12 protein-coding genes are annotated in these 13,535 nt (G+C 39.6%); all 12 read left to right on the forward strand.

What is annotated here, in order from left to right; translation table 11 throughout:
• Positions 1 to 136 precede the first annotated feature (136 nt).
• Entirely contained in the window at positions 137 to 853 is a 717-nt protein-coding gene (gene trmJ, locus FH971_RS07675; protein ID WP_140233916.1) for a tRNA (cytosine(32)/uridine(32)-2'-O)-methyltransferase TrmJ, read from the forward strand.
• A gap of 21 nt (positions 854 to 874) precedes the next feature.
• Positions 875 to 1,696: a serine O-acetyltransferase gene (gene cysE / locus FH971_RS07680; RefSeq protein WP_137221302.1), complete on the forward strand. Its 822-nt coding sequence runs from the start codon at positions 875 to 877 to the stop codon at positions 1,694 to 1,696.
• Between the two features lie 232 nt (positions 1,697 to 1,928).
• A complete protein-coding gene (iscR, locus tag FH971_RS07685; protein WP_137221300.1) occupies positions 1,929 to 2,390 on the forward strand; it encodes a Fe-S cluster assembly transcriptional regulator IscR in 462 nt (153 codons plus the stop codon).
• 82 nt (positions 2,391 to 2,472) lie between these two features.
• Entirely contained in the window at positions 2,473 to 3,687 is a 1,215-nt protein-coding gene (locus tag FH971_RS07690; RefSeq protein ID WP_137221298.1) for an IscS subfamily cysteine desulfurase, read from the forward strand.
• A gap of 72 nt (positions 3,688 to 3,759) precedes the next feature.
• Positions 3,760 to 4,143 carry a Fe-S cluster assembly scaffold IscU gene (iscU, locus tag FH971_RS07695; protein ID WP_137221296.1) on the forward strand — a complete coding sequence of 128 codons (384 nt, stop codon included), beginning with the start codon at positions 3,760 to 3,762 and terminating at the stop codon, positions 4,141 to 4,143.
• Between the two features lie 14 nt (positions 4,144 to 4,157).
• Positions 4,158 to 4,481, forward strand: a complete 324-nt coding sequence (gene iscA / locus FH971_RS07700; protein ID WP_137221294.1) for an iron-sulfur cluster assembly protein IscA — start codon at positions 4,158 to 4,160, stop codon at positions 4,479 to 4,481.
• A 55-nt stretch (positions 4,482 to 4,536) separates the two neighbouring features.
• Positions 4,537 to 5,061 (forward strand): co-chaperone HscB, encoded by a 525-nt coding sequence (hscB, locus tag FH971_RS07705; protein WP_140233917.1) that lies wholly within the window; start codon positions 4,537 to 4,539, stop codon positions 5,059 to 5,061.
• 68 nt (positions 5,062 to 5,129) lie between these two features.
• Positions 5,130 to 6,989, forward strand: a complete 1,860-nt coding sequence (hscA, locus tag FH971_RS07710; RefSeq protein ID WP_140233918.1) for a Fe-S protein assembly chaperone HscA — start codon at positions 5,130 to 5,132, stop codon at positions 6,987 to 6,989.
• An 8-nt stretch (positions 6,990 to 6,997) separates the two neighbouring features.
• A complete protein-coding gene (gene fdx, locus FH971_RS07715; protein ID WP_137221288.1) occupies positions 6,998 to 7,333 on the forward strand; it encodes an ISC system 2Fe-2S type ferredoxin in 336 nt (111 codons plus the stop codon).
• A 170-nt stretch (positions 7,334 to 7,503) separates the two neighbouring features.
• Positions 7,504 to 8,400, forward strand: a complete 897-nt coding sequence (rimK, locus tag FH971_RS07720) for a 30S ribosomal protein S6--L-glutamate ligase (protein ID WP_137221286.1) — start codon at positions 7,504 to 7,506, stop codon at positions 8,398 to 8,400.
• 174 nt (positions 8,401 to 8,574) lie between these two features.
• A complete protein-coding gene (ndk, locus tag FH971_RS07725) occupies positions 8,575 to 9,006 on the forward strand; it encodes a nucleoside-diphosphate kinase (RefSeq protein ID WP_137221284.1) in 432 nt (143 codons plus the stop codon).
• A gap of 810 nt (positions 9,007 to 9,816) precedes the next feature.
• Positions 9,817 to 12,336 carry a TonB-dependent receptor plug domain-containing protein gene (locus FH971_RS07730; protein ID WP_140233919.1) on the forward strand — a complete coding sequence of 840 codons (2,520 nt, stop codon included), beginning with the start codon at positions 9,817 to 9,819 and terminating at the stop codon, positions 12,334 to 12,336.
• Positions 12,337 to 13,535 lie beyond the last annotated feature (1,199 nt).

The following is a 13,535-nucleotide window of genomic DNA, read 5'->3' on the forward strand; positions in this document are numbered from 1 at the left end:
TGTTAAAGAACGAGTAAAATAGCGCCCGCATTATACTTTATTTGAGGGTTATATCAAATGCAGATTTTCATATAACGTAATTTTTAATGATTGTGTTAACATGCGGATAATATTTTTAGTTAAAAGAAAGTGCTACATGCTCAGTAATATTCGTGTTGTTTTAGTTGGTACCTCGCACCCTGGTAATATTGGCTCTACAGCAAGAGCAATGAAAACTATGGGGTTATCTAATTTATATCTCGCTGAGCCAAGAACTGAGCCAGATGGACAATCGATAGCGCTTGCAGCAGGTGCGTCAGATATTCTTAAGAATCTAACTCGAGTTGACTCATTAGAAGAAGCCATTGCTGACTGTAGTTTAGTCATTGCAACCAGTGCACGCAGTCGTACATTAGATTGGCCTATGCTAGATCCCCGTGAGGCGGGTCAAAAATTGACTCAGGAAAGTTTAAACGGCCCTGTTGCCATCGTATTTGGACGTGAAAATCATGGTTTAAGCAATGAAGAGTTACAAAAGTGTACTTATCACGTGGCGATTCCTGCTAACCCTGAATACAGTTCGTTAAATCTTGCTCAAGCTGTACAGATTATTTGTTATGAAACCCGAGTTGCCCATTTAGCACAAACTGAAACTCCGGCTGAAACAGAGGCATATCCATTGACTGATGAGCTAGAACGTTTCTTCATTCACCTAGAGTCTACTTTGTCTAAAACTGGTTTTGTGATTAAAAATCATCCAGGGCAAGTTATGACTAAACTTCGTCGTTTGTATACTCGAGCACGTATTGAAGCGCAAGAGATGAATATTCTTCGGGGTATTTTGACCTCCATTGATAAGAAAATGGATAAATAGATTAGTAGTAAGGAACACATCATGGCCGTTATCGCTAGGTTAAAAGAAGATATAGAATCAATTTATCATCGTGATCCTGCTGCAAACAGTACTATCGAGATATTGTTTAATTATCCTGGTATGCATGCTATTTGGATCCATCGTATAAGTCATAAACTTTGGCTCGCCAACTGGCGCTTTACTGCGCGCTGTTTATCGACATTTTCTCGTTGGTTAACTGGTGTTGAAATACATCCAGGCGCCACCATTGGTCGCCGTTTTTTCATTGACCATGGCATGGGTGTTGTTATCGGTGAAACCGCTGAAATAGGTGATGATTGCACGCTTTATCATAGTGTTACTTTGGGCGGTACAACCTGGCAGCCAGGCAAACGTCATCCAACTTTAGGTAATAATGTGGTCATTGGTGCTGGGGCTAAGATACTTGGGCCGATCACTATGCATGATGGTGCGCGTGTGGGGTCAAATTCTGTCGTTGTTAAAGATGTTGCCAGTGATAATACCGTGGTAGGTATCCCTGGACGAGTGGTGTCTTCGCCGACGAATCAATCAAAAGAGAAAACTGAGCGTCGCACTGAGATGGCTAAAAAATATGGCTTTGATGCATATGCCGTATCGCCAGATAATCCTGATCCAGTAGCAAATGCTATTGGTCAAATGCTGGACCATATGCATTTAATGGACTCAAAAGTACAAGAAGTGTGTAGTGCCATTCAATCTATGGGTGGCGAGGTGTGTACCAAAAAATTACCAGAGTTGAACGTTGATGCATTTGATGATGCTTCTAGAAAAGCTGCCACTATTCGTAAACAAGACATTAACAAGTTCGACCCTAGTATTTAGAAATAAATAAGTCATTGTAGATTCAAGTCAATAAATCGACCGATAATACGATTAATTATCCTGTTGGCATTGAATTTTATGACATAAAAAGGTTAAATACTCTCTGCGAAAATATGGACCTTTTTGTTATAAGCAAGACCATAATACCCGAGTGTTTTAGTAGGATTAATACTTGACTAAATTACTAGGGTATGTTGAAATTACTGCATACTTTTTGGGAGCAGTACAAGTTATGAAACTTACATCAAAAGGTCGCTATGCAGTGACAGCTATGCTGGATGTTGCGATTCACTCAGCTACTGGTCCCGTGCCCTTAGCCGATATTTCTGAAAGACAAGGTATCTCTTTGTCTTATCTTGAACAACTCTTCGCAAAGTTACGTAAAAATGGTTTGGTGTCGAGTGTCCGCGGACCTGGTGGTGGTTATCGTTTAGGTTTAGATGCCGTCGATATCTCAGTTGGCATGGTCGTGCATGCTGTTGATGAATCTGTAGATGCCACTCGTTGTCAAGGACAAGGTAACTGCCAAAGCGGTACACGTTGCCTAACCCATTCTTTATGGGGCGACTTAAGTAAACAAATTTCTGATTTTTTAAACAGTATTTCGCTTGCAGGTTTAATGCAAAAACGAGACGTTCAATTTATCTCGCTAAAGCAAGACGAAATACAAAAGGAACATAGAGTGAGTTTGTAACTCAACTATGTTGATTGATATATAATAATTATTTGTACGTTGTATGTAGCCTCACCTGAGACTGCTAAGTACGGAGTGTGTTATGAAGCTTCCTATCTATTTAGATTATGCCGCAACAACCCCTGTAGATCCGCGTGTCGCAGAAAAAATGATGCAACACATGACAATGGACGGCGTGTTTGGTAATCCAGCATCGCGTTCACATCGTTATGGTTGGCAAGCTGAAGAGGCGGTTGATGTCGCCCGTAATCAAGTTGCCGATTTAATTAATGCTGATCACCGTGAAATAGTTTTTACCTCAGGCGCTACAGAATCAAGTAACCTTGCTATTAAAGGTATTGCTCATTTTTACAGTAAAAAGGGCAAACACATCATCACCAGCAAAACTGAGCATAAGGCAACGTTAGACACTTGCCGTCAGTTAGAGCGCGAAGGTTATGAAGTGACTTATCTGGTACCCGATGCTAACGGCCTTATTCCAATGGAACGTTTAGAAGCAGCAATGCGCGACGACACCATTTTGGTCAGTATTATGCACGTTAACAACGAAATAGGTGTGATTCAAGATATCGATGCGATTGGTGAATTATGCCGCTCAAAAGGTATCTTCTTCCATATGGATGCTGCACAAAGTGCAGGTAAAATACCGATTGATGTACAAACCACTAAAGTAGATTTGATTTCGATTTCTGGCCATAAAATGTATGGACCAAAAGGCATCGGCGCGTTATATGTTCGTCGTAAGCCACGTATTCGTCTTGAATCGCAAATGCACGGTGGCGGACACGAACGCGGTATGCGCAGTGGCACATTAGCAACCCATCAAATTGTTGGGTTAGGCGAAGCTGCTGCTATTGCTAAACAAGATATGGCTGTAGACGGTGCACGTATTACTCGTTTACGCGATAAATTGTGGAATGGCATTAAACATATCGAAGAAACCTATATTAACGGTGATATGGAACATCGCTACAGCGGCATCTTTAACGTAAGTTTCAACTTTGTTGAAGGCGAGTCGTTAATGATGGCCTTAAAAGACTTAGCCGTTTCTTCAGGTTCAGCCTGTACTTCAGCAAGTTTAGAGCCAAGCTACGTATTACGTGCATTGGGTTTAAATGATGAAATGGCACATAGCTCAATTCGTTTCTCTTTAGGTCGTTTTACTACCGATGAAGAAATTGACCACGCTATCGTAACGATAACTGAATCTATCGATAAGTTGCGCGAAATGTCTCCATTATGGGAGATGTTCAAAGATGGTATCGACTTGAACGAAGTTCAATGGGCACATCACTAATTCGATTGAGTTGAATTAAGTGTAATACCATTAATCGTAAACGGACAACGACACAGAATTTGGAGCAGTATCATGGCTTATAGCGAAAAAGTAATCGATCATTATGAAAACCCACGTAACGTAGGTTCATTTGATAAAAACGATCCATCAGTAGTAACTGGTATGGTTGGTGCACCCGCTTGTGGTGACGTAATGAAGTTGCAACTTAAAATTAATGCTGATGGCATTATTGAAGATGCAAAATTCAAAACTTATGGTTGTGGCAGTGCAATTGCATCTAGCTCATTAGTTACTGAGTGGGTTAAAGGCAAAAGTGTTGATGAAGCCGCGACCATTAAAAATGCTGACATCGCTGAAGAATTAGCATTACCACCGGTTAAAATTCATTGTTCAATTTTGGCTGAAGATGCCATTAAAGCAGCAATTGAAGAGTATAAAAGTAAACAAGCTAAGTAATACCTGGAGTTAAGATGGCAATTTCAATGACCCCTGCAGCGGCTGATCGAGTAAGATCGTTTCTTGCTAATCGCGGGAAAGGCCTTGGCTTGCGCCTAGGATTGAGAACATCAGGTTGTTCAGGTATGGCATATGTCATTGAGTTCGTTGACGAACTCAATGACGATGATGAAGTTTATAATATCGATGGTATGAATATCATCATTGATGCTAAAAGCTTAATTTATTTGCAAGGTATTGAACTTGATTTTGTCAAAGAAGGCCTTAATGAAGGTTTTCAGTTCAATAATCCAAACGCAAAGGGTGAATGTGGTTGCGGTGAGAGTTTCACCGTTTAACTATTATTTAACTGTTAAGCCGTTTTATATCAAACAGTAAGCATGATGTCTGCCCATGAATTATTTCAATCTGTTTAATGTTGTACCTGCCTTTGATATCGACACCGCCTTACTTGCAGAGCGCTATCGCGAACTGCAACGGGCGGTACATCCCGATAAATTCGCTAATGATACCGAACAACAAAAGTTGTTATCAGTTCAGCGTACTGCACAAGTTAATGATGGCTATCAAACGTTAAAAAATCCCTTACGTCGTGCTGAACATATGTTGAGCTTACGTGGTATTGAATTAAGCCACGAAACCACCACATTAAAAGATGGTGCATTTTTGATGCAACAAATGGAGTGGCGTGAAGCGCTGGAAGACATACAACAAAGTAGCGATCCGCAAGCATCCATTGATGAATTGTATGAATCATTTGCTGAATTTGAGTCGGTATTATTTGCTAAATTAGCGACTCTATTGGCAAGTGAAGATGTTGCTGATGCATTATTAGCGGCAGATCAAATTCGTAAGTTGAAGTTTATGGCAAAATTGCAAGATGAGTTGGCGCGAATAGAAGACCGCTTTCTTGACTAAATAGACCTAAAATTTAACCTTATTTATGATTAGTTCAGCTAATCGATAACACAACAAGTTGGAACATTATGGCACTGTTGCAAATTGCAGAACCTGGCCAAAGCGCCGCACCGCACCAGCATCGTCTTGCGGTAGGGATTGATCTTGGTACCACCAACTCACTTGTTGCCGCTGTAAGAAGTGCGCAAGCGTTGACTTTACCTGATGGACAAGGTCGTCATTCGTTGCCTTCTGTGGTGCATTATGGCGATAGCGGAGTGCTTGTTGGCTATGAAGCTCAAGAAATATCTGCTTTAGATCCACAAAATACTATCGTATCTGTTAAGCGTTTTATGGGGCGTAGCCTGACTGATATTCAGTCTGGTGTACATCGGTTACCCTACGCATTGAATGCGAGTGAAAATGGCTTACCCGTGTTCTCTACTCCTATGGGGCCGGTTAATCCCATACAAGTGTCTGCCGAAATTTTAAAACCCTTGATAGCGCGTGCAGAAACGACTTTAGGTGGTCAGTTAGAAGGTGTGGTGATTACCGTGCCAGCCTATTTTGATGATGCACAACGTCAAGGCACTAAAGATGCCGCTGAATTGTTGGGCGTTAAGGTATTACGTTTACTGAACGAACCTACCGCCGCTGCAATTGCTTATGGATTAGATTCAAAGCAAGAAGGTGTGATTGCCATTTATGATTTAGGCGGTGGCACATTTGATATCTCCGTTCTGCGTTTAAATCGTGGCGTGTTTGAAGTGTTAGCCACTGGCGGCGATTCTGCACTAGGTGGTGATGATTTCGATCATCTGCTTGTTAGCCATTTACAAACAGTGTGGGGCATTACCGAGCCTAACAATCAACTGGCACGACAATTACTGATTGAAGCTCGTCGAGTTAAGGAAGCATTAACCAATAATGACAATATTGAAGCATCAGTTGTTATAGGCGAAAAAATCTTAACGTGTACTGTTGATAAGAGCTTATTTAATCAGTTAATTAGCGCATTAGTTAAAAAAACCATTGGCAGCTGTCGCCGCACATTACGCGACGCCGGTGTCAGTATAGATGAAGTCATTGAAACCGTGATGGTGGGTGGTTCAACTAGAGTGCCTTTAGTGCGTGAACAAGTTGAAGCCTTCTTCAAGAAAACACCGCTGACCTCAATTGATCCTGATCGAGTTGTTGCTATTGGTGCCGCTATTCAAGCTGATATTTTGGTGGGTAATAAACCTGAGTCAGATTTACTGCTGCTCGACGTAATTCCGTTATCACTTGGCGTTGAGACAATGGGCGGTTTGGTGGAAAAAGTCGTCACTCGTAATACCACTATTCCGGTAGCTCGAGCACAAGAATTCACGACGTTTAAAGATGGCCAAACGGCAATGGCATTTCACGTGGTGCAAGGTGAGCGCGAACTTGTTGAAGATTGTCGTTCATTGGCTCGTTTCACCTTACACGGTATTCCTCCACATGCTGCAGGTGCTGCACATATTCGGGTGACGTTTCAAGTTGATGCTGATGGTTTGTTAAGTGTCACCGCCATGGAGAAATCCACCAAGGTGAAAACGACCATTCAAGTTAAGCCTTCATTTGGTTTGTCTGACACTGAAATTGCCACCATGCTAAAAGATTCGATGAAGTATGCTAAAGAAGACATTACTCGTCGTATGTTGGCTGAGCAAAAAGTTGAAGCTGCACGGGTGATAGAATCGCTTAATGCGGCTTTAGCTAAAGATTCTGATTTACTCGATGAGCAAGAGCGTGAACAATTAATGGTGGCGATTGGACATCTTGATGCCGTTGCACAACAAGATGATGTAGATGCCATTGAGAAAGCGATTGCAAGTCTAGATGATAAAACCCAAGATTTTGCGTCACGACGCATGGATAATTCTATTAGAGCGGCGCTAAAAGGGCAGTCGGTCGATAACATATAGGTGAAATAATGCCACAGTTAGTATTTTTACCCCATAAAGAGCTTTGTCCTGATGGCGCAGTTCTTGAGGCCGAAGTTGGCGAAACTATTTTAGACGTTGCACTGCGCAATGGAATCAATATTGAGCACGCGTGTGAAAAGTCATGTGCTTGTACCACGTGTCACGTTGTTGTACGTGAAGGCTTCAATAAGCTGGAAGAAAGTGATGAGCTAGAAGACGACATGCTTGATAAAGCGTGGGGCCTAGAGCCAGAAAGTCGTTTATCGTGCCAAGCCAAAGTGGTTGATTGTGATTTGGTTATCGATATTCCTAAATACACAGTCAATATGGTCAGCGAAGGCTAGTCTTTGTTGATTTATTAATGTCTCAATCACTCACTTCTAACGAGTAATTGATCACAAAAAAAGAGTCAATCTGATCAGATTGACTCTTTTTTTATTTGTGTTCATTCCAGTTATTGATTTAAAAAAAACTCAGAGTATGATGCCGGAAAATTACAATTTTGGAGCACTCTGTGCGCATCGCAATACTGTCTCAAGGCCCGCAATTATATTCTACTCGACGTTTAGTTGAGGCAGCCGTTGCCCGAGGACATGAAGTCAAGGTTATCAACCCACTAAAGTGTTATATGAATATCAATATGACCAAACCGAGTATTCATATGGCGGGTAAAAACTTAGGCCATTTTGATGCGGTGATCCCGCGAATTGGTGCCTCTGTGACTTTTTATGGTTCAGCTGTACTACGCCAATTTGAAATGATGGGTGTATATGCGGTTAATGGTTCAATTGGGATTGCGCGTTCACGAGACAAGTTACGTTCAATGCAACTTTTGTCACGACAAGGCATTGGTTTACCGATTACTGGTTTTGCCAACAAACCCAGTGATATTCCTGATTTGATTGATATGGTCGGCGGCGCGCCATTAGTGGTTAAATTGTTAGAAGGTACTCAAGGTATAGGCGTAGTATTAGCTGAAACTCGAAAAGCGGCAGAGAGCGTGCTTGAAGCCTTTATGGGCTTAAAAGCCAATATTATGGTGCAAGAGTATATTGCAGAAGCGCAAGGTGCGGATATTCGTTGTTTTGTGCTAGGGGATAAAGTAATTGCTGCGATGAAGCGCCAAGCTAAACCCGGTGAATTTCGCTCTAACTTACACCGTGGTGGTAGCGCAACGCTTGTTAAACTATCTCCAGAGGAGCGTTCAGTCGCGCTTCGTGCTGCAAAAACAATGGGATTAAATATCGCTGGGGTTGATTTATTACGATCTAACCATGGTCCAGTTGTGATGGAAGTAAACTCATCCCCTGGTTTAGAAGGCATTGAAAAAGCCACTCAGAAGGATGTAGCCGACGCCATTATATGCTTCATGGAAAAGAATATAGATAAGGCTGTTAAGTCGAGACCTTAGGCAATAAGCTCTATCTTCAATCACATAAAGCATAAATTACGCCATATTAATAAATGTGACGCAATTAAATGATGAAATATACTGACGAGTGCGGATAAGGCTAGGAATATACACTTAAATTACGTATAATCCGCGCGAATTTTTTAAAACTTGCTCACATTAAGGAAGCTAGTTATGACCATCGAACGCACATTTTCTATTATCAAGCCAGATGCAGTTGCTAAAAACCACATTGGCGCTATCTACAACCGTTTTGAAACCGCTGGTCTTAAGATCATCGCGTCTAAAATGGTACACCTGTCTAAAGAGCAAGCTGAAGGTTTCTACGCTGAACATAGCGCACGTCCTTTCTTTGGTGCTTTAGTTTCTTTCATGACGTCTGGTCCAGTAATGGTTCAAGTGTTAGAAGGCGAAAACGCTGTTTTAGCTAATCGTGAAATCATGGGCGCAACTAACCCTGCTGAAGCTGCTCGTGGCACTTTACGTGCTGACTATGCTGCAAGCATCGACGAAAACGCAGTTCACGGTTCTGATGCAGTTGAATCAGCAGCACGTGAAATAGCTTACTTCTTCAGCGCTGACGAAGTGTGCCCACGCACTCGTTAATTATTGCTGTAAGTTGATAAAAAAGGAGCCTCGGCTCCTTTTTTTGTGCTTCTTTGTTCGGTGTTCATCTTTCTAAATTAGCTTACTAGCAATGTAGAAGTAACTCTCATCTGTTCAAATTATTTCTGCTTTGAAAGACATAGATTTAACATTATCTATCAAGCGCTTGTTGTTGAGGTTATGTTTTATCGTTAATCAAGCTAACTTTTATAATTCTTTGAAATGCCACTTGTGTAGTACGGAAAGTAAACAATATTTTCAATTTTGTTAGATGTATCAGCTCCCATAAAAAAGTCTCAACTAGCGATTTGGAATAGCATTTGATGGTAAAAATCTATATTTAATAAATAAATAATCAAGTAAGTTGTGGTCTTATTCCGTATGTTTTTATGAATAAAATTAAAATTTTTTTAATATTATAATTTTATTAAATGTAAATTTTATGAGTAATTGTTTTAAATTGTGAGTCTATTTAATCTTATGTTCTATTTATGATTTATTAATGTGTCTAATTATTAAAATATTTAACTGTATATGTTTAATATCTGTCTAATATTTTATCGTTGAAAGTAAAGTTAATTAAAGAATTGTCATTAAATTTGCTATGTTATTGATTGGTGTAGAGATAATTATTGTCAAATTAATTATCTTTGTTTGGGATTGATGTGGTGTTGTTTACTTGTTGCCCTTATTGACTAAAGGTTTTTTTATCATTAATAATGTTTCCCAATAATTAGCGTTCAGCAATTATTTATAATTAAAAAATATAACGACTTGTTTTATTTTATTCCAAGTTATAGGGAGTTATTCATGATATCAGTAACATTAACCGCTAAGGCTGTTCGTCGCAGTTTATTGGTTGTAGCAGCAACAAGTGTAGTGACAACAGGTTTATTTTCTTCATTAGCATTTGCAGCAGATGACGAGAAAGTTGAAAGAATCGAAGTCACCGGTTCTCGTATTCAACGTCAAGACATGGAAACAGCTTCTCCAGTAACCATCATTTCTGCTGAAGCCATTCGCGCTGAAGGTTTCACTTCAGTTGACCAATTACTTCAAGCTCAAACGTCAATGGCTGGTGCCGCTCTAGGTTCAAGTTCCAATAATGGATCTGATGGTGTCGCACAGGTCGATTTACGCGGTATGGGTTCACAACGTACGTTAGTGTTGTTAAATGGCCGTCGTATGGTTAACTCTGGTTCAGGTGCTGATAGTTCTGTTGATTTGAACTCTATTCCTGTTGCGATGATCTCTCGTGTTGAAATTTTAAAAGATGGTGCATCAGCAGTATACGGTTCTGATGCAATTGCTGGTGTTGTTAATATTATTACCAAGAAAGATTTCGATGGTTTTCAATTAGATCTTAACGGTAGTACCAGCAGCGAAAACGATGGTGAAACTGGCGAAATCAGTGGTTTATACGGTTTTAACACTGATGGCGGTAATTACACATTTGGTGCAGCATATTCTAAACGTGAAAGTGTTATTCAATCAGATCGTAGCTGGACTGAACCTGGTTATAGTTCTTTTATACCTACAGGTTCTTTAGATGGTATGGTTCAAAACGATGCTGGTGAGTGGGTTGATCGTACAACTGGATACGATTACACCACTAGCAGTTATTACCAAACACCTAATGAACGCTATAGTTTGTTTGCTAACATGGTTCAAGAGTTGGACAATAACTTAGTGTTAACTGCTGATGCACTTTACACTAAACGTAAATCTAACCAACAACTCGCGCCACAGCCTGCATCCGTAATGTTAGATGTATGTGACACTGATACTGACAGTTCTTGTGTAACACTTACCGATGCAATGACCGATGGTGGCATTGCTGCTGATGATACTGGTCGTGTTGAATATCGTCGTCGTATAACGGATGCAGGTCCTCGAATCTATTCTCAAGACACCGACACATACCGTATATCAGCAGGCCTCGCAGGTGAGCTTGATATCAACACTGGCATGAATTGGGATATCAATTATACCTACGGTAAGAACAAAGCCGATTCGAGTATTGATAATTCAATCAATGCAACCCTTTTGTCTGAATCAGTTTATGCTAATCAAGATGCATGGTTCAGTGGTGATTCATTAACGGATGCCATTGTTAATGACATAAGTTATACCGATAATTCGAATGGAGGTAATGAATTAAATGTTGTTTCTGCAGGCTTAAATGGTGAATTATTTGACGTAAGTGCAGGTGCTGTAGCTTTTGCAATTGGTGCAGAATACCGTTATGAAAGTGGTTATTATAATCCAGATGAAATAACTATTGCTGGTGACAGTACGGCAGCACAACAAGATGCAACGAGCGGCAATTACGATGTATTTTCCGTGTTTGAAGAGGTTAGTGTACCTTTCACTGAAAAATTAACCGGAGAATTTGCTCTTCGTTATGATGATTACTCCACATTTGGTAAAGCGTCTACTTGGAAAGTGGGTTTAACATATGAAGCAACTGATGATTTAATGCTTCGTGCAGTTGCTGCAACAGGTTTCCGCGCGCCTAGCATTAGTGAGTTATTCGGTGGGGACTCAGGTTCTTACGATTATTTAACAGATCCTTGGGGTAATGAACAAGATCCTCAAATTCTAGTGCGTTATACCTCTGATGAAGACTTAGAAGCTGAAGAGTCAGACTCTTACACTGCAGGTTTAGTTTATTCGCCAAGTTATGTTGATGGTTTATCGTTAACACTTGATTACTGGCGTTTTAAAGTGAAAAATGCAATCACTTATTTAGACGTTCAAGCCGGACTTGATGCATGCTATGCCGATGCTTCTGACTCTGCTTGTGAAACCTTTAACATTGGTTCAAATGGTGATTTATCTGACTTAACAAGCACTTTAACGAACGTAGGTAGTCAAGATACTAGCGGTATAGACTTTAACTTAGCCTATCACTTTGCTGCTTTATCACTGGACTGGAAAATTAACAATGATACCACTTACCTATTAAACTTCGAGCAAGAAGGTATCGATTATACCAATATGATTGATGGTAACTTTGGTGCTTACGCTGAAGTTCGTAATAACTTTAATATCCAAGCCGGTCAAGACAGTTGGAATATTATCTACTCAAACCGTTATATTGGTCAAATGGAAGACTTGAGTACTGGTGATGACGTTGACGCCATTCTTTATCATAACTTAGCTGGTACTTATTATGTTACTGATATGATTACCTTAAGTGCTGGTGTTAAAAATATCACTGACGAAGAGCCATCAAGTGTATCTAATGGTAGTGACGGTGGTACTGTACCAGAAGTGTATGACACTATTGGTCGCCAGTATTACGGTGGCGTAACCGTTAAGTTCTAAACTAAAGTGCAGTTGTATCTTAACAAATAAGGCAGTGTGATTAATTTGCGCAGTCTATTGCAGTAAATTTCTATCTGGCTGCTAACACAAATAGTCCTTATTCGTACAATTTTTTGATGTTTCATGATAGGCCACAACAATTGTTGTGGCCTATTTCTATGTCAGAAGATTATGACCGTTGTACATTACTGCTGGATCTCGTTATTACCACATATTGTTATTTATGGTAAACACATCCCTTTGGAATAGGTTCAAAGGGTTTACAAACCGGTTTAGAGCCTCCATACGCAAGATCGTTTTTTGCAGAGCAACTAAGGACTATAGCTTATTTTTGCTATTGAATTGTTGGAAGTTACTTTACCTTATATTTTACCTGATGCTAAATCTACATCCTTTAAGCGTTAATGATCTTTTAAAAAGTTTTACATCACAGTGTTAAGTTTAACAGCTAAGATGCTTATTCGAACATACTGCCGCGTAGTAGAAAAACAACATCATTTTTATGAGGTAATTGGGCTAGAAATGTTGAGTGTTGATTATATTTTATTAAAATACTCATTTACATTAGATCTCTAAATCAATAGAGACATAGTCCAGCCCCTCTGTTTGCTAAGATCTGCACATACCCAATGAAAAGATATTTACTGTAATAGTGTACTTTATCGATACTTTTGTCTTTGGTGCCATTGTTCCTTCTGCTTTATAAATGCTTATTCCTATGTTTATCATTGATTAATTTATACCCTGATTATCATCAATACAGAACTTCACACATTGTGGCTCCAGTTATCATGAAACAGGAATGATTATTACTTGATTCTGTTCTACAAAAAAGGGAATGCATAAGATATAGTTTGATAATTTATCTTTATATTCACAATGGTTAGTGAAATCTATTGTGGGGTGAGGGGGCATTGGTGAGATTCATTGGTCACTATCATAAGCTACATTTCATTAACATTGCTGCTGTAATGAGTGTTGTTAAGAATTTATGAAATATGACGCAGATCTCAGTCTGAATAAGGCTAAATTTAAATGAAATAGAGCTGTATTAGTCGTTGTTTATGCACAAACATTGTGTTGAGAAAGTGAAATTACTACTTCATTACTGAATATATATTGCTTTATTAATCTTATTTAGATAATTATTGAATAAATAATCAGTAATTTCGAAATGTGATTGTGGTTGTTTTTGCGAC

Source organism: Shewanella polaris (assembly GCF_006385555.1).
In the GTDB taxonomy this organism is placed as follows: domain Bacteria; phylum Pseudomonadota; class Gammaproteobacteria; order Enterobacterales; family Shewanellaceae; genus Shewanella; species Shewanella polaris.